Origin of the sequence: Streptomyces sp. NPDC057445, from assembly GCF_042802855.1 — a bacterium.
Taxonomy (GTDB): Bacteria; Actinomycetota; Actinomycetes; order Streptomycetales; family Streptomycetaceae; genus Streptomyces.
In genome coordinates, this window is record NZ_JBHVDH010000014.1 from 116920 (window position 1) to 134181 (window position 17262).

Below are 17262 nucleotides of genomic sequence, written 5' to 3' on the forward strand. Positions count from 1 at the left end.
GGCATCTTCTCCGGCAGCAAACGCGCCGACGCACCCCGTCGATGGCGCGCGATGCGCCGGAACCGGCCGCAGTGACAAGCGGAACCTCATCGTCACAGCACCACGCCACCGCACGGATCGCACAAGCTACCGAGTGGACGCGCGTAGAGCGACCGAAAGGCGATCTTGTCGCGGAATCGGCGCACGTACAGGATCCGTATCGATCGATTGACAGGCACATGACGGTCACCTCTGCAGGCCGCCAACTGCCCGCGATCGGCGCCCCCTCGGACCCGTCCACCCAACGGGCCCTCGGATCCCCCACCGGAGGATGTAGTGAACATCAAGCGCCTCACTCCCCACCGCGGCATCGCAAGAGGTGCACGGCTGACCGCCGTTGCCTCCGCCCTGCTGACCGCTTTCGCGCTCGCCGCCCCGAGCGCGGTGGCCGACTCCACCGCCGCCCCGCGGCCGGTGGCCGCCGAACTCGCCCAGGCGAGCGACGCGGTCCTCGGCGCCGATGTGCCCGGCACCGCCTGGTACACCGACACGAAGTCCGGCAAGCTCGTCCTCACCGCGGACTCCAGCGTCTCGGCCGCCGAGCTGGCGAAGATCAAGAAGGCCGCCGGCAGCCGCGCCGGGGCCCTCGAGGTCAAGCGCACCCCTGGCACGTTCAACAAGCTCATCGCCGGCGGACAGGCGATCTACGCCGGCGGCGGACGCTGCTCGCTGGGCTTCAACGTCCGTAGCGGCAGCACCTACTACGCTCTGACGGCCGGTCACTGCACCAACATCGGCAGCACCTGGTACACCAACTCGGCCGGTACGTCCCTGCTCGGTACCCGCGTGGGTACCAGCTTCCCGGGCAACGACTACGGCATCATCCGGCACTCCAACGCCTCGGCGGCGGACGGCCGTGTGTACCTGTACAACGGCACGTACCGTGACATCACCTCCGCGGGCAACGCCTACGTCGGCCAGTCCGTCCAGCGCAGCGGCAGCACCACGGGTCTGCACGGCGGGACCGTCACCGGCCTCAACGCGACCGTCAACTACGGTGGCGGCGACATCGTCTACGGCCTGATCCAGACCAACGTCTGCGCCGAGCCCGGCGACAGCGGCGGCTCGATGTTCTCCGGCTCCACCGCGCTCGGACTGACCTCCGGCGGCAGCGGCGACTGCACCAGCGGCGGAACCACGTTCTTCCAGCCGGTCACCGAGGCGCTGAGCGCGTACGGAGTGAGCGTCTTCTAGCACGACCCTCCGGCCGGCCGGCCGCAACGACCGGGTGGACGCAAAGGCGTGGGCCGGTCCCCGAACCGAAGTCCGGGGACCGGCCCACGCGCGTCCCTGCTCTCCTGTTACGGCCGATGGCCGTGGTGGTTGTCGTGGTGGTTGTCGTGGTGGTTGTCGTGGTGGTCGTGGCCGTGGTTGTTGCGATGCGATGTGGTGACCTTCGCACTCGACGGCGCAGAGGTCACCCCGGGACCGGTGGGCGGGGTGCCCGTGGCGGTGGCCGTGTTCTTCACCGAACCGGCCCGGAGATCGCCCTTCTTGACCGTGTAGCTCGCCGTACACGTCATCGACTCACCGGGACCGAGCGAACCGGCCGGGCACGACACCTTCGGTTTCGGTCCCTTGCCCGTGAACCGGTCCTCGCTCACCTTCACGTCCGACAGGGGCACCGTGCCGGTGTTCCTGACGACGAACTCGTACGAGATCCGCTTGCCGGCGCGGGTCACCTTGGCGGGCCATGCCTTCTTCTTCAGCGTCAGCCCCGGGTCCTGGTGCCCGGACGTGGTCACGGTCGCGCTCGCCGTGGCCGTCACGGCCGGGCCGGTGGGCGGTGCCCCGGTCGCGACGGCCGTGTTCTTCACCGAACCGGCCCGGAAGTCCGCCCTCTCGACCGTGTAGTTCGCGGTACACGTCATCGCCTGACCAGGATCAAGCGAACTGCCCGGGCACGACACCTCGGGCTCCGGGCCCACTCCCGTGAATGCCGTCTCGCGCACCCCCACGTCCGACAGGGGCGTGGAGCCGGTGTTCGTCACTACGAAGCGGTACTCCACGCGCTCGCCGGGGCGGGTCACCTTGGCGGGTGCAGCCGTCTTCGCCAGCGTCAGTCCCACGGAGAGAACCGAGGTCGCCGTCACCGTCGCGCTGTCCGTTGCCGTGACCGCGGGGCCGCTCGGCGGTGTACCCGTGGCCGTGGCGCCGTTCGTCACCGCGCCGGCGCTCACATCGGCCTGGGTGACGGTGTAGGCCGCCGTGCACGTCTTCGACTGCCCTGGGGCAAGGCCACCCGCCGGGCACGACACCTGCGGATCCGGACCCGACCCGGTGAACGAGGGCTCGGTCACGTCCACGTCCGCAAGCGTCACATTGCCGGTGTTCGTCACCAGGAACGTGTAGGCGACGCTCTGGCCGGCAGCGGTGACCGAGGTCGGCGAAGGCGTCTTCACCAGCGTCAGCGCGGGGTCCTGCTCCGCCGTCACCGTCTCGGTCGCGGTCGTCGTGACCGCCGGTCCGGTGGGCGGAGTACCCGTGGCGACGGCGGTGTTCGTCACCACGCCGACGTTCAGATCCGACTGCGTCACGGTGTACGTCCCCGTGCACGTCTTGGACTGCCCGGGCTCGAGCGAACCCTCCGGGCACGACGCGTTCGGCGCCGGACCCGATCCCGAGAACGCGGTCTCGTTCACCTCCACATCGGTGAGCCTCACGTTGCCGGTGTTCGTCACCACGAAGGTGTAGGCGACACTCTGGCCGGCTGCCGTCACCACGGGTGGCGAGGCCGACTTCACCAGCGTCAGAGCGGGACTGACCCGGGGGGTGAACACCGCCGACGACTCGTTCGACTCCACCACGAAGCCGCCGGGCGCAGTGGCCGTGGCAACGGTCGTGTTCCTGATCTCGCCCGCCTCCACATCTGCCTGGGTGACGGTGTAGGTCCCCGTGCAGGTCTTCGACTGACCCGGGGCAAGGGCACCCGCCGGGCACGACACCTCCGGATCCGGACCCGAACCCGAGAACGCGATGTCGCTCACGTCCACGCCCGACACCGTCACATTGCCGGTGTTCGTCACCAGGAACGTGTACGTCAGCACCTCACCGCTGCGGAACGCCCCACCGTCCCCGGCCACCGTCTTCACCAGCGACAGCTCCTGAGCCTGTTCCGCGGTCACCGTCGCGGTCCCGGTCGCCGTCACCGCGGGGCCGGTGGGCGGAGTTCCGGTGGCGGTGGCTCCGTTGGTCACCGCACCGGCGTTCACATCGGCCTGGGTGACGGTGTAGGCCGCCGTGCACGTCTTCGACCCGCCGGGGGCGAGGGAGCCGGCCGGGCACGACACCTGCGGATCCGGACCCGAACCCGAGAACGTGGTCTCGTTCACGTCCACGTCCGACAGCGTCACATTGCCGGTGTTGGTGACCAGGAAGGTGTAGGCGACGGTCTGGCCCGCGGCGCTCACCGCGGACGGCGAAGCCGTCTTCACCAGCGTCAGCGCCGGGCCCTGCTCCATGGTCACCGTCGACGTCGACGGCGGCGTCGTCACAGCCGGGCCACTGGGCGGAGTTCCGGTGGCGCGGGCCGTGTTGGTCACCGAACCCGCGTTGAAGTCGGCCTGGGTGACGGTGTAGACCGCCGTGCAGGTCTTCGACCGGCCGGGGGCGAGGGAGCCCGCCGGACACGACACCTGCGGATCCGGACCCGAACCCGAGAACGCGGCCTCTGTCACCTCCACATCGGCGAGGGTCACATTGCCGGTGTTCGTGACCACGAAGCCGTAGGTGACGGTCTGGCCCACCGCTGTCACGGTCTCCGGTGCGGCGGTCTTCGCCAGCGTCAGATCCGGATTGACCCGGGGGGTGAAGAGTGCCGACGACTGGCTCGACACAGCCGGGCCACTGGGTGGAGTGCCCGTCGCGCGGGCCGTGTTCGTCACCGAACCCGCATCAACGTCTTCCTGGGTCACCGTGTAGGTGGCGGTGCACGTCATCGACCCGCCTGGGGCGAGCGAGCTGCCCGGGCACGATGCCGCCGGCGCCTGTCCCGTTCCCGAGAACGCGATATCGCTCACGTCGATGCCGGAGAGGGTCACATTCCCGGTGTTCGTCACCAGGAACGAGTACGTCAGCACCTCGCCGGAACGGAACACGCCGCCGTCACCGACGACGGTCTTCGCCAGCGAGACGGCCGGGTTCTGATCGGCGGTCACCGTCTCGCTCGCCGTCGCCGTCACCGCGGGACCACTCGGCGGCGTACCCCTCGCAACGGCCGTGTTCCCGATTTCACCGGCGTTCACATCGGCCTGCGTCACCGTGTACGTCGCCGTGCACGTCATCGACTGCCCCGGGGCCAGCGAATTCCCCGGGCACGACACCTCCGGATCCGTACCCGAACCCGAGAACGCCGTCTCACTCACACTCACCGCGGACAACGTCACATTGCCCGTGTTCGTGACCTCGAAGTGGTAGGTCACGAGTTGGTCGGCCGCGGTCACCGACTCGGGTGCGGCCGTCTTCACGAGAGAGACGGCCGGGTTCTGATCGGCGGTCACCGTCTCGCTCGCCGTCGCCGTCACCGCGGGACCGCCCGGCGGCGTACCCCTCGCAACGGCCGTGTTCCCGATCTCACCGGCGTTCACATCGGCCTGCGTCACCGTGTACGTCGCCGTACACGTCATCGACTGCCCCGGAGCAAGCGAATTCCCCGGGCACGACACCTCCGGATCCGTACCCGAACCCGAGAACGCCGTCTCACTCACACTCACCGCGGACAATGTCACATTGCCCGTGTTCGTGACCAGGAACGTGTAGCCGACGTGCTGGTCGGCGGCGGTGACGGTGGAGGGCGAGGCGGTCTTCACCAGAGTCAGGGCGGGGTTGCGCTGTGGGGTGAAAAGCGCCGTCGACTCGTTCGACTGCACCGCGGAACCACTCGGCGGAGTTCCCGTGGCGACGGCGGTGTTCGTGATCCGACCCGCGTCCACGTCCTCCTGCGTCACCGTGTACGTCCCGGTGCAGGTCATCGACCCACCCGGCGCGAGGGGACCGACAGGACACGAGATGTCCGGCTGCGGCCCGGTCCCGGAGAACGTGATGTCGCTCGCGTTCACGTCCGACACCGTCACGTTCCCCGTGTTGGTCACCAGGTACGAGTAGGTCAGGATCTCGCCGGAGCGGAACGGGCCGCCGTCACCCGCCACCGTCTTCACGAGTGACAGGGACGGGTCCTGACTTGCCGTCACGGTTTCGCTCGCTGTCGCCGTCACATCGGGGCCGGAGGGCGGGGTGCCCCGAGCGACAGCCGTGTTCTCGATCTCGCCCGCGTTCACGTCGGTCTGCGTCACGGTGTACGTCGCCGTGCACGTCATCGACTGCTCCGGGGCGAGAGAGTCGCCCGGGCACGACACCTGCGGATCCGGACCGGATCCCGAGAACACGGTCTCGGTGACGTTCACTCCGGTCAGCGTCACATTGCCGGTGTTGGTGACCACATGGCTGTAGGTGACGAGCTGGCCCGCACCGGTCACGGAGACGGGGTCGGCCGACTTGACCATGGTCAGGGCCGGGGCCGCCGGCTTGGGGGTGTTCGTGAACGTGCAGACGATTCGGGGGCTGTTCTCCCCCGGCTCGATGGCCGGGAAGTGCAGCGCGAAGTCGACGGTGTTGCCCGAAGCCACCGGTCTGTTGCCGTTGGCGGTGTCGACGCATTGATAGGCCGTCGTGTAGTTGTCGAGGCTGCCGCCCGATGCCGCCGTCTCGGAGAGCGTGTACGTCGTGTTGGCCACTCCGACGAACGGCCCTACATCGGCGGACTGGACGCCGGTGGTGCTTCCCGTCGTGGTGGCGGTGTTGCCCTGGGAGATACCTCCGCCGGTGATCGACAGCTCGAACTGGTCGTTCGACGAGGTCGACGTCTGGAACCGTCCGGCGATGTTCTTCCGCAGGGTCAGCGTCGGGTTGGTCGAGCAGGCCCCGAGGTCCACCGAGACGAACGTGGTGTCCGACAGCTCCTTCGGCTGGCCGATGGCCGCCCCGTTGTTCGGGTTGATCGCCTGCAGGAAGGTGCTGGTGGACGGCGCGGGGGCGCTGAACTCGATGAACAGCTTCCCGTCGTTGTCGAAGGCGATCCCGTTGTACTGGTGCTGCAGAGGATTGTCGATACGGGTGAGCGCCTCGATGGGCAGCGAGACGCCGGTCGCCGAGCCCGTCGTGGGGAGGGGGCCGGGGACGACCCCGATCGCCGCGTTGTTGGAGCTGTTGGCCGAGGTGACGATGTAGAGATTGCCGACCGCGTCGAAGGCGATGTCGCCGTTGGCACTGAACCGGCTGGTGATGGGGAGATTGAAGGTGGCGATCACCCCCGGGATCGCGGTGTTGGTCGTGGTGTCGAACCCGAAGACCGTGACCTTGCCGGGAGTGGTGTTCGTGCCGGTGCCGAGAGCGGCGTAGTAGTAGATACGGGTCGCCGGATCGATGGCGCCCGCGACGACGACGACGTTGTTGCCGGGGGTGGTTCCGGTGTACCGGGTCCAGCTGCCGGAGGCCGCGTCGTAGCCGTGCACGACGATGGACGACGCCGTACCCGTCCGGTTGACCAGGTAGGCGCCGGTGCCGCCGGGGAGGACGCCGAGGTCGTTGGTCATACCTCCCTGGGGGATCTTGCTGACGACGGTGGCGGTCACGCTCGGCGTCGGTCCCTGGAGGGTGCTCGCGTCCAGGGCCAGCAGGGTACCGAAGTCCGTGGCGCCGGCGCCGTTCTGGAGGGCGTAGATCGTGTCGCCCGTGCAGTCGAGAGGGGCCGCGGCCGCCTTGGCTCCCTTGCCGCCTGCTTTTCTGCTGCCCGTTGCGGGAGCGCCTGCTTTTCTGCTGCCCGTTGCGGGAGCGCCTGCGGCCTTGCTGCCTGCCGCCCTGCTCGCCGGGGACGCCGTTGCCGCCGGTTCGCGCCACTGCGGCACCTCCGACTCTGCCGCCTGCGCGCTCCGCGCGCTCAGCAGGGGCACCGCCGGAACCGGGCCCAGAACCAGCAGAGCACCGAGAAGACCGGACCAGCAGCGTCGTGACCAGGAGGCTGGGCCCTGCTTCCCGGGCACACGGTCGGGACCCCAGGGGGTCTGAATACGGACATCCGGGGCTCCCAGGAGTGATCACAGGATCAATTGGCTGGGCAAAACACACCATAGGGAGGAATGATCCACAATCGCGGTTATCCGAGTCGTTTCAGCCGGTACGGATGGATCATCCCAACGGCCCACGCGCAGGGCGGATCTGCGGTTCCGCGGCGGCGGCCGGGCGGTGCGGGGGGCGCGGGGGCGCGGGGCGCGCGGGGCGCGGGGCGCGCGGGGCGCGGACTGACTCCCTATCGCCCGGGCCGCTGCGGCAGCGCCACCCGGAACAGCGTGCGGCCCGGTCGGCTGCGAAGTTCGACGCGGCCTCCGTGCGCCGACGTCACCGCGTGGGTGATGGCAAGGCCGAGGCCGGTGCCGCCCGCACTTCTCGACCGCCCGTTGTCGGACCGTACGAAGCGCTCGAAGATCTCCGACTGCAGCTCCTTCGGGACCCCGGGACCGTCGTCCTCCACCAGGATCTGCACCTCGCCGTCCGGTTCGCCGAGCGCGACGCTCACGGTGGTGCCCGGCGGCGTGTGGGTACGGGCGTTGGCGAGCAGATTGGTCAGCACCTGCTGCAGTCCCCGCTCGTCGCCGTGCACGATCACGGGCTCCTCGGGCAGTTGCAGCACCCAGCGGTGTTCCCGGCCGGCCGCCCGTGCATCGCTCACCGCGTCGAGCACCAGCCGGGTCAGGTCCACGGGCTCGTCCGCGAGCGGACGGCCCGCGTCCAGGCGGGCGAGCAGCAGGAGGTCGTCCACGAGTTCGCCCATCCGGAGCGATTCGCACCGGACCCGGTCGAGTGAGTGGCGCACCTTGTCCGGCACGGGCCCGGGGTGGCGCAGGGCCAGCTCGGCGTGGCCGCGGATCGAGGCGACGGGCGTGCGCAGTTCATGGCTGGCATCGGCGGCGAACCGCCGCAGCCGTTCCTCGCTCGCGTGCCGTCGCGCGAGGGAGTCCTCGACATGCCGGAGCATCCTGTTGAACGCGTCCCCGACCTGGCCCACCTCGGTACGGGGGTCGGTGTGCGGTACCCGCGGCGGCATGGCCACCTCTCCTCCGGAGAGCGGCAGTTGGGCCACCCGTGATGCCGTGACCGCCACCCTGCGCAAGGGACGCAGCGAAAGCCTCACCCAGGCCGCCCCGGCGATCCCGGCGGCCAGCAGTGCCGCACCGAACACGACCGCCTCGACCAGCCGCAGCCTCTGCACGGTGTCCTCGACGGGCTCGAGCGGCAGGCCGGTGATCAGGACGTCTCCCGCAGGCCCCCGCAGACCGATCACCCGGTAGTCATGGAGCGTGGACAGCCGGACGGTGCGCCCGCGGCCGTCGCCCGGTACGGCCACCAGTTCGCGGCGGTCGGCGGCGGTGAGCGGCACCGGGGTCTCTGTGCGGTCGCCTACGACGGCGGCCTGGGTCACCGCGCCGCGCAGGACACAGGCTCCGAAGGTGCCGGTGGCCTGCCCCCGGGTGTCGGGGCCACCGTCACCGCGCAGTTTGCTCGCGGGGTCGAGGCTCGCGGGGAAGTGGTTGCCGACGGCCATGAGCTGCTGGTCCAGCCGTCGTACGAGGAAGCCCTCGAGTGCGGTGGTGGTCGCCAGCCCTACGGCGGCGCAGCAGAGCGCCAGGAGCACGACCAGTCCGATCGTCAGCCGGGCCCGCAGGCTGCGGACCGCCAGGGCCCCGAGGAGCGGTGCGGGCTTCATGACGGGTCCGGCTTGAGGACGTAGCCGACCCCGCGCACGGTGTGGATCAGGGGACTTCGCCCGGCGTCGATCTTCTTCCGGAGATAGCTGATGTAGAGCTCGACCACATGGGCCTGCCCTCCGAAGTCATAGCTCCACACACGGTCAAGGATCTGGGCCTTGCTCAGGACCCGCCGTGGATTGCGCATCAGGAAGCGCAGGAGCTCGAATTCGGTCGGTGTCAGATCCACCAGCCGGCCGCCGCGTGAGACTTCACGGACGTCCTCGTCCATCACCAGGTCGCCGACGGCCAGCAGCGTGGCCTCGTCCGTCGCGCGGGTCATCCCGGCCCGGCGCAGCAGCCCACGCAGCCGTGCGAGCACCTCCTCGAGGCTGAAGGGTTTGGTGACATAGTCGTCGCCGCCGGCGGTGATACCGGCGATGCGGTCCTCCACCGCATCACGGGCGGTGAGGAAGAGCACGCACACGCCGGGCGCCTGGGCTCGCAGCCGGCGGAGCACGTCGAGCCCGTTGATGTCGGGCAGCATCATGTCCAGCACCACCGCGTCCGGGCTGAAGTCGCGTGCGACGGCGACCGCGTCCTCACCGGTTCCGGCGGTGCTCACCTCCCAGCCTTCGTAGCGGAGGGCGTCGGAGAGGATTTCGGCCAGGTCGGGCTCGTCGTCCACGACGAGCACCCGCACGGCTGAGCCGTCGGAGCGGTGCAGACCGGCCGGTGAGGACGAGGTGGTGTCCGGATTTCTCATGGCCCCGGCAGTATCACCGCGCTCCCTCTGAATTTCCTATGAGTCCGCTCACCGGACACCTCTTCCGCGGCGTCTCAGAAGAAACACAGAGATTCCGCTGCCACGGTGTGCCGCACCGCGAGCCGTCGCAGCGCACGGCCCCCGGGACCCAGGACATCCACCGAGGGGAGCCCCATGGCCACCGTCCAGCACACCCGCGGCAGCAACCGCGGCAACAGGCACCTGTCACAGCATGCGCCGCCCAGGTCGTGGCGGCCCTGGCGTTCCCCCGCCACGGGCCTCGTGCTCGTCATCCACGCCGGCGCCGCCGCTGTGCTCGGGCTGTGGTGGAGCAACACCGAAACGGTCACGGGGCTGGACGGATGGCTGACGGGGGCGGGCCGGATCACCGGGCTGCTCGCCGGCTACGCGTGCGCCGTCCTGCTCGCCCTGATGGCCCGGGTGCCGGCTCTGGACCGGAGTGTGGGGAGCGACCGGCTGGCACGCTGGCACGCCATGGGCGGGCGATACACGGTCTCGCTCTCGGTCGCGCACACCCTGCTGATCATCTGGGGGTACTCGGTGACTTCGGAGACGAGCGTCATCGACCAGACGACGACGCTGGTGTTCGAATACGAGGACATGCTCATGGGCACCGTGGGCATGCTGCTGCTCGTCGTGGTGGGAGTCGTCTCCGCCAGGGCGGCCCGGCGCAGGCTGTCGTACGAGACCTGGTACTACCTGCACTTCCTCACATACCTCGCGGTCTTCCTCGCCTTCTTCCACCAGCTGTCGAACGGCGCGGACTTCATGGACGATCCGGCAGCGCGAACGGCCTGGTACGGGCTGTATCTCGGGGTGGCGTGGCTGCTGCTGTGGTACCGCTTCCTCACTCCGGCAAGGCACGCTCTGCGTCACCGCCTCCATGTCGCCGAGGTACACCAGGAAGCGCCCGGAGTGGTGTCCGTCTATGTCACCGGCAAGCATCTGCATGCCCTGGGCGCGCGCCCGGGCCAGTTCTTCCGGTGGCGCTTCCTCGCTCCGGGGATGTGGTGGACGGCCAACCCCTACTCGCTCTCCGCGCCCGCCGACGAGCGCCATCTGCGGATCACCGTCAAGGCGTCCGGCGGTCACAGCGCCGCGCTGGCCCACATCAGGCCCGGCACCCGGGTGTGGGCGGAAGGGCCGTACGGAGCCTTCACCCCCGCCCGCCAGGGCAGCAACAAGGTGCTGCTGCTCGGCGGTGGCGTGGGCATCACCCCGCTGCGCGCGCTCTTCGAGACGTTGCCGGGAGAAGTGACGCTCGTCTACTACGCCCGGAGCCCACTGGACCTGGCGCTTCGGGACGAGCTCGACGAGATAGCCGCGGCGCGCGGCGCAAGCGTGCACTACGTCGTCGACGGGCCGGAAGGGCCGTCGGTTCCGCTGACGGGGGACGCCATCGCCGGACTCGTCCCCGGGCTGCCGGCACACGACGTCTATCTGTGCGGCCCGCCGGGGATGACCGCAGCCGCGAAGACGGCACTGGGCAGGGCCGGTGTCCCACGGCACCGCATCCATCACGAGTCCTTCGCCTTCTGAACCACGACCGCGTGCTGACCCACGACCGCGAGCTTCCACAACCACGAGGAGTGAGTTCCATGATCCGAGCCGCCGCAGCCACCGCCGCCACCGCAGCGGGCATCGTCCTGCTGCTGTCCCTCAAGCCCCAGGACGACCCCTCGGCGGCCGCCACCGCCGCCCCTCAGGCGCCCGCTCCCTCCTTCGAGGCCTCGGCCGCACCGAGCGGCGGCGCATCCGCCCCGGAGCGCAAGGACCGGGTGTCGGGAGCCTTCGTCGGAGACACCGTCGAGACCCGGCAGGGTCCCGTCCAGGTGCGGGCCACGCTGACCGATGGCCGGCTCACCGGCGTGCAGGTCCTCCAGGGCGTCCATGACCAGGGGCCGAGCGCCGACGCCGTGCCCCGGCTCACCCAGCGGGCCCTGGCCGCGCAGAACGCTCAGATCGACGCGGTCTCCGGCGCCACGTACACCAGCCAGGGCTACATCTCCTCGCTGCAGAGCGCGCTGGACCGGGCCCGTGCCTGAGCCGGACTGCCTGCGCCACGTCGAGCACGTCATGGGCACGGTGTTCTCGTTCGACATCCGGGCGGACGCGACGCCCGGCATCGTCCGGGCGCTCGCCGACGCGGTGGCCTGGCTGCACCACGTGGACGCGGTCTTCTCGACGTACCGCCCGGACAGCCAGATCAGCCGTCTGGGCCGCGGTGCGACGACGCTCGCCGAGTGCGATCCGGAGGTCGGGGAAGTCCTCGGGCTGTGCCAGGACACCTCCCGTCTCAGCGGTGGCCGGTTCACCGCTCACCCCGGCGGCCGTCTCGACCCCTCTGCGATGGTCAAGGGCTGGGCGGTCGAACGCGCTTCGCGCATGCTGTACGACGCGGGCGCCCGTCATCACACCGTCAACGGCGGCGGCGACATCCAGTGCCGGGGCCGGCCTGCCCCGGGGCGGTCATGGCGGATCGGGATCGCGCACCCCTTCCACCGCGACGATCTCACCACCGTTGTCGTCGGCCAGGACCTCGCCGTCGCGACCTCCGGCACGGCGGAACGCGGCTGCCACATCATCGACCCCGTCACCGGCGGACCCGCGACGGGCCTGGCCTCGATCACACTGGTCGGCCGCCATCTCACCCAGGTCGATGTCCTGGCCACAGCCGCCTTCGCGATGGGGGACGCCGCCGGTGCATGGGTCCGGTCGCTCGAAGGAGTCGAGGCATTCGCCGTGACGTCCGGCGGCCGTCTCTGGTGGACCCCGGGATTCGCCGCGTACAGCTCGGGATCAAACGCGTACGGCACGGGACTCGCCGCGTACGGCCCGGCCCGCGGCGACCGCGCCGCCCATGGGCCGGTGGCCGACGGCTTCCGGCCCGGGCACCTCCTCCCCCGGCACGGAAGGTCTCAGGGCGACTGAGACGGTTCCGTCCCGCCCTTGAGGCGGGCGAGGTCCGAGGGACGGGCCTGGATGACCAGGAGGGCAATGACAGCGGCGATCGCGGTGAAGACCGCAGCCACGGCGAAGGCGGCCGAGACCCCCGCGGTGAGAATCGCGTCGGCGAGCGGTGGTGGCAGGCGGCCGGTACGTTCGAAGAGCCGCCGTTCGCCCGGGTCGGCCCCGGCGAGGAACCGCGGCACCTGCTGCCGCGCCTCGGCAGTGGAGGCCGTACCGAACACGGTGACCAGGATGGACAGTCCGAGCGAACCCCCGACCTGCTGATGGGTGCTCAGGAGCCCGGAGGCCGCTCCCGACTCATGGTCGGGGACGTGGGAGAGCGCCGTCAGCGTGAGCGAGATGAACTCCATGCCCATTCCCGCGCTGAAGACCAGCATGGGTCCGAGAATGCTGCCCAGGTAGGTGGAGTGAACATCGATCTGGGCGAGCCATGCCAGGCCCCCCGTGGTCAGCAAGGCACCGGTCACCATGAAGGGCTTCGGGCCGTACACGGGGAGGAGTTGCGAGGTCGTGCCCGCGCTGAGCGCGATGGTCGCGCTGACCGGCAGGAAGGCCAGGCCTGCCTCCAGCGGGGTGAAGTCGAGGACGTTCTGGACGAAGAGCGTCAGGAAGAAGAACATGCCGAACATCGCGGCGGCGAGATTCAGCATCATCGCGTACGTCCCCGTCCGGTTACGGTCGGCGAACATGTCGAGCGGGGTGATGGGCTGTGCGGAGCGGCGTTCGACGACGACGAACACCGAGAGGATCAGCACCGCGGCGACGAACGACGCGATGGTGAGCCCGTCCCGCCAGCCGTCCTGCGCCGCCCGGATGAAGCCGTAGACGAGCAGGACCATGCCGGCGGTGGCGGTCAGCGCACCGGCGAGGTCGAATCTGCCGGGGTAACGCTCGGACTCCCTGATCCAGCGCGGCGTCGCGAGGACGATGAGCACGCCGATCGGCACGTTGACGAAGAACACCCAGCGCCAGCCGAGCCATTCGACGAGCACGCCGCCCGCGAGCAGACCGATCGCACCGCCGCCGGCGGAGACGGCGGCGAAGACACCGAAGGCCCTGCTTCGTTCCGGGCCCTCCCTGAAGGTCGTGCTGATCAGGGCGAGCGCGGTCGGGGAGGCTATGGCGGCGCCGACGCCCTGGAGCGCGCGGGCGGCGAGGAGTTGCCCGGAGTTCTGGGCCAGCCCGCCGAGCAGTGAGGCGACGATGAAGAGCAGCACCCCGCAGATGAAGACCCGTCGGCGGCCGAGGATGTCACCGGACCTTCCTCCGAGCAGCAGCAGACCGCCGAAGGTGAGTGTGTAGGCGCTGACGACCCACGAAAGATTCGCCGTGGTGAAGCCGAGGGACGTCTGGATGTGCGGCAGCGCGATGTTCACGATGGTGATGTCGAGAACCACCATCAGCTGGCAGGAGGCTATGACGAGTAGCGCGATCGCCCCGTCGCCCCGCTCCGGGGCGGTGGTCCGCGGTGCTGGGGTCGGCTGCGGGCTGGTCATGGCTGGGTGCCCTCGGCGGGAGGGTGGTGGACAGTTGTGTCCACTTTCCGACCGTAGGGCGCGGTCGCAGGCACCGCGAGTGGATCACGGCGTGCGTGGCACAGCCGATTCGGTCCCGCACCCTGCCTTTGATGATGCCGGTGATGCCGGTGACGCCGTGCATCGTGCCGCTGGACACCCTGTACACGTTGTGGCGGCTTGGCACGCCGTACGCGGTGCTACCTTGCGCCTCCGGCCAGGTCTCCGGTCACGTCTCCGGTCACGTCTACCGTCACGCCTCCGCGATGAAGGCGCGCAGCGTTGCCGTGGGCCGCTCCGGCTGGTCCTCGGCGATCAGGGTGCAGCTGTTCTCGAACTCCACGAGCCGTTCACGCGACAGGAGTTCGGCCGGTTGCCGTGCCGTCCGGCTTTCAGCGGGTGCTCAGACCGCGCTTCCCTCGCGGCTCCACCGGCTCGTCCCTGGCCTGCGCCCACAGGGAGCGGACATGGCCGAGATGGCGGGCCATGCACTCCTCCGCGGCGGCTTCGTCACCGGCCACCATCAGATCGAGCAGCTCATGGTGCTCTTCCGCCGAGGCGACGAGCTGCCCGAGCTCATCGAGCCGGGTGAGACCGTAGAGCCGGGAGCGCTTGCGCAGATCACCGACCGTCTCGACGAGCCGGTCGTTGCCGCCGAGCGCGAGCAGGCCGAGGTGGAAGCGACGGTCCGCGTCCAGATAGCCGATCAGATCGTGGTCCCTGGCGTGAGCCACGATCTCCTCGGCGACCGGCCGGAGTTCCTCCAGCTGCTCTTCCGTGGCGATCTGGGTGACCAGGCCGATGGTCGGCACCTCGATCAGCGCGCGGAGTTCGGTGTACTGGTCGAGATCGCGCTCGCTGACCTCGGTGATCCGGAATCCCTTGTTGCGCACGGGCTCCACCAGACCCTCGCGGGCGAGGTCCAGCATGGCCTCGCGCACCGGGGTGGCGGAGATCCCGAAGTCGGCGGCGAGTCCGGGCGCCGAGTAGACATGGCCCGGGCGGAGTTCGCCCGCCACGAGGGCGGCGCGCAGTGCGTGAGCGACCTGGTCGCGCAGCCGCTCCTGGGCCGTGATCAGGCTGAACTGCTTCAGGTCACCCATGGCATGCCTCCGTGAATCCGCGAGGAGCCAGCGTACAATGTCACGTTGCGCCACTGGGGCCCGCCGTCGCTCGCCTGTGGACAGCCGCGGCCACGGCGAGGTCCTCCCAGGCCATCCCCACGCTCTTGAACAGCCGGGGGCGCCCGCCGGTCACCGTGACGGATCCGCCGACCAGCTCTGCGAGCGTACCCGCGAAGTATCCCGGCGCGACGGCGCCTTCCGCCTCCGGGATGATCAGATCTCCCGCCTCGCGCAGTGCGGCCGCCCGCGATTCGACGTAGACGTCCGCGCGCCGGACGAGTTCGGTACCGGTCTCACGCGCGTCCGGTTCATGTGAGCCGACCGCGATCACGGTGGCACGGTCCGGGACCAGGTCCCCGTCGAAGAGCGGCTCACGTGCGGTGGTGCAGCAGATGACGAGGTCCGACTCCGACACGTCGCCGGGGCCGCCGATGCGCGCGTCGAGACCGCGCCCACGAGCGTGGTCGACCAGTGCCTGTGCCCGCTCCGGCCTGCGGGCGACCACGGTCACCCGGCTCAACGGCAGCTCGGCGAGGGCCGCTTCCAGATGTCCGTACGCCTGCGGTCCCGCCCCGAAGAGCACGGCATGTCCGGCGTCGGGCGCCGCCAGCCGCCTCAGGGCGACCGCGGAGACGGCCGGCGTGCGCAGGGCGGTCAGCGCCGCCCCGTCCAGCAGTGCCAGCGGGACCAACGTCACTCCGTCCAGCAGCAGATAGCTCCCGGTGATCCGGGGAAGCCCCCGCCCCGGGTTGGCGGGGACCACGCCGGCGATCTTGACTCCGGCGTACGGCCCCGCCGCGGCGGGCATCAGCAGCAGTTGGCCTGCCGGGACGGCGACATGGGTGCGGGGCGGGCAGTGCTCGGGGTCGAGGCCGTCCCTGAGCACCTGCTCCACGGCGTCCGCCGCCTCCGCGGGTGTCAGCAGCCTGGCGATGTCGTGCGCGTCCAGGTGGAGCAGGCCCGGATCGGACGCCTTCACAGCAGGAAACCCGTCGCCAGCGTGTCGTACGGGTCGTGCACGAATACGTGCTCGCCGGTGCGGTACGCGGTCCCGGTCACCTCCGTGATGATCCCCTCGTCCGTGCGGGAGATCACGCGGCCGGTGAAGACCGTACCGACGACCGACTCGTGGTGCAGAGTGTCGCCCGGGCCGAGCCTGCCGTCCTCCGCGAGCAGGGCGAGGCGCGCGGAGGTGCCGGAGCCGCACGGCGAGCGGTCGATCTGGCCGTCGGCGAAGACCGTCACATTGGCCTGGGCGGGCCCGGCCTCGGTGTCGGGCAGCTCCTCGTAGAGGATCACACCGTAGACGCCGGAGAGCAGCGGACTGTCGGGATGCCAGGTGGCGGGGTGGCCGGCCAGCGCGGCGCGGATCTCGCGCCCCGCGCGTACGAGTTGGGGCAGCGCGGCCCGGTCCGCGTCGAGCCCCAGCTGCGCTGCGGGCACCGACGCGTAGCAGGCGCCGGCGTGCGCCACATCGACATCGGCGGTGCCGAAGCTGGTGGCGACCGGGATCTTCCGGGCGGTCACGCGGGCGGGGACATTGCGGAAGCCGACCGCGGTGGTCCGGCCGTGTTCGCGGTGGACCGTCGCCGTGACCCGTCCGGACGGGACGTCGATACGGATCTGCACGGAGCCGTCCACCGGCGCCTGGACGCGGCCGCTGTCCACCGCCCATGCGCCGAGTGCGAGGGTGCCGTGGCCGCAGGCCGTGGAGTAGCCGTCCTTGTGCCAGAACAGCACCCCGAAGTGGGCGCCTTCGTCGTCGGGAGGTACGACGAAGCCGCCGTACATGCCCGCATGGCCGCGCGGTTCCTGGACGAGGAGCCGCCGGACGTCGTCCAGGGGGCCGGGGCGGGGTGCGGTCGCGGAGCCCCCGGCACCGATGGCGTTGGCGCAGCGTTCGGCGACCGTGTCACCGGGGGCCGGGGGAAGCCCGTCGCTGACGATCCGGAAGGGCTCACCGGCGGTGTGGTAGTCGGTGGCGCGGACGACGGTCTCGGCCGGCGGCGTCGGCGTCGAAGGCGCAGCCGGGGCCGCGGCCGTTGAGGTCGGCGGTGTCGGTGAAGTCGGTGGAATGCGTGGAGTCCGGG

The 17262-nt window shown here is 70.4% G+C and carries 11 protein-coding genes; 4 read left to right on the top strand and 7 right to left on the bottom strand.

Annotated elements, in window-relative coordinates:
• Positions 1 to 315: 315 nt before the first annotated feature.
• Positions 316 to 1233 (top strand): S1 family peptidase, encoded by a 918-nt coding sequence (locus ACFU5O_RS25835; protein WP_384244210.1) that lies wholly within the window; start codon positions 316 to 318, stop codon positions 1231 to 1233.
• A gap of 107 nt (positions 1234 to 1340) precedes the next feature.
• On the opposite strand, the gene ACFU5O_RS25840 is transcribed toward ACFU5O_RS25835, so the two are convergent.
• The 3 genes from ACFU5O_RS25840 to ACFU5O_RS25850 form a co-directional block, all read right to left on the bottom strand.
• A complete protein-coding gene (locus ACFU5O_RS25840; RefSeq protein WP_384244211.1) occupies positions 1341 to 6986 on the bottom strand; it encodes a hypothetical protein in 5646 nt (1881 codons plus the stop codon).
• A gap of 356 nt (positions 6987 to 7342) precedes the next feature.
• Positions 7343 to 8797 (bottom strand): sensor histidine kinase, encoded by a 1455-nt coding sequence (locus ACFU5O_RS25845; RefSeq protein ID WP_384244213.1) that lies wholly within the window; start codon positions 8795 to 8797, stop codon positions 7343 to 7345.
• On the bottom strand, positions 8794 to 9543 hold the full coding sequence (locus tag ACFU5O_RS25850; RefSeq protein ID WP_384244214.1) for a response regulator transcription factor: 750 nt from the start codon (positions 9541 to 9543) through the stop codon (positions 8794 to 8796). The genes ACFU5O_RS25845 and ACFU5O_RS25850 overlap by 4 nt, the downstream gene beginning before the upstream one ends.
• Positions 9544 to 9717: 174 nt before the next feature.
• Here ACFU5O_RS25850 and ACFU5O_RS25855 point away from each other — a divergent pair, with 174 nt between their 5' ends.
• From ACFU5O_RS25855 to ACFU5O_RS25865, 3 genes are read left to right on the top strand one after another with little or no spacing between them, the layout of a single operon-like run.
• Positions 9718 to 11103 carry a ferric reductase-like transmembrane domain-containing protein gene (locus tag ACFU5O_RS25855; protein ID WP_384244215.1) on the top strand — a complete coding sequence of 462 codons (1386 nt, stop codon included), beginning with the start codon at positions 9718 to 9720 and terminating at the stop codon, positions 11101 to 11103.
• A gap of 59 nt (positions 11104 to 11162) precedes the next feature.
• Entirely contained in the window at positions 11163 to 11609 is a 447-nt protein-coding gene (locus ACFU5O_RS25860) for an FMN-binding protein (protein WP_384244217.1), read from the top strand.
• On the top strand, positions 11602 to 12495 hold the full coding sequence (locus tag ACFU5O_RS25865; protein WP_384244218.1) for an FAD:protein FMN transferase: 894 nt from the start codon (positions 11602 to 11604) through the stop codon (positions 12493 to 12495). Before ACFU5O_RS25860 ends, ACFU5O_RS25865 begins: the two co-directional genes overlap by 8 nt.
• On the opposite strand, the gene ACFU5O_RS25870 is transcribed toward ACFU5O_RS25865, so the two are convergent.
• The 4 genes from ACFU5O_RS25870 to ACFU5O_RS25885 all read right to left on the bottom strand — a co-directional run bounded on the left by ACFU5O_RS25870 (position 12483) and on the right by ACFU5O_RS25885 (position 17119).
• On the bottom strand, positions 12483 to 14030 hold the full coding sequence (locus ACFU5O_RS25870) for an MFS transporter (RefSeq protein WP_384244219.1): 1548 nt from the start codon (positions 14028 to 14030) through the stop codon (positions 12483 to 12485). The genes ACFU5O_RS25865 and ACFU5O_RS25870 overlap by 13 nt on opposite strands.
• 410 nt (positions 14031 to 14440) lie before the next feature.
• Positions 14441 to 15151 carry a GntR family transcriptional regulator gene (locus ACFU5O_RS25875; protein WP_384244220.1) on the bottom strand — a complete coding sequence of 237 codons (711 nt, stop codon included), beginning with the start codon at positions 15149 to 15151 and terminating at the stop codon, positions 14441 to 14443.
• Between the two features lie 40 nt (positions 15152 to 15191).
• Entirely contained in the window at positions 15192 to 16151 is a 960-nt protein-coding gene (locus ACFU5O_RS25880) for an ornithine cyclodeaminase family protein (RefSeq protein ID WP_384244221.1), read from the bottom strand.
• Positions 16148 to 17119, bottom strand: a complete 972-nt coding sequence (locus ACFU5O_RS25885) for a proline racemase family protein (RefSeq protein WP_384244282.1) — start codon at positions 17117 to 17119, stop codon at positions 16148 to 16150. The genes ACFU5O_RS25880 and ACFU5O_RS25885 overlap by 4 nt, the downstream gene beginning before the upstream one ends.
• Positions 17120 to 17262: the final 143 nt, after the last annotated feature.

Coding starts and splice junctions, on each gene's coding strand:
- ACFU5O_RS25845 (WP_384244213.1), bottom strand. CDS start 8,797: ATGAAGCCCGCACCGCTCCTCGGGGCCCTGGCGGTCCGCAGCCTGCGG.
- ACFU5O_RS25850 (WP_384244214.1), bottom strand. CDS start 9,543: ATGAGAAATCCGGACACCACCTCGTCCTCACCGGCCGGTCTGCACCGC.
- ACFU5O_RS25855 (WP_384244215.1), top strand. CDS start 9,718: ATGGCCACCGTCCAGCACACCCGCGGCAGCAACCGCGGCAACAGGCAC.
- ACFU5O_RS25860 (WP_384244217.1), top strand. CDS start 11,163: ATGATCCGAGCCGCCGCAGCCACCGCCGCCACCGCAGCGGGCATCGTC.
- ACFU5O_RS25870 (WP_384244219.1), bottom strand. CDS start 14,030: ATGACCAGCCCGCAGCCGACCCCAGCACCGCGGACCACCGCCCCGGAG.
- ACFU5O_RS25875 (WP_384244220.1), bottom strand. CDS start 15,151: ATGGGTGACCTGAAGCAGTTCAGCCTGATCACGGCCCAGGAGCGGCTG.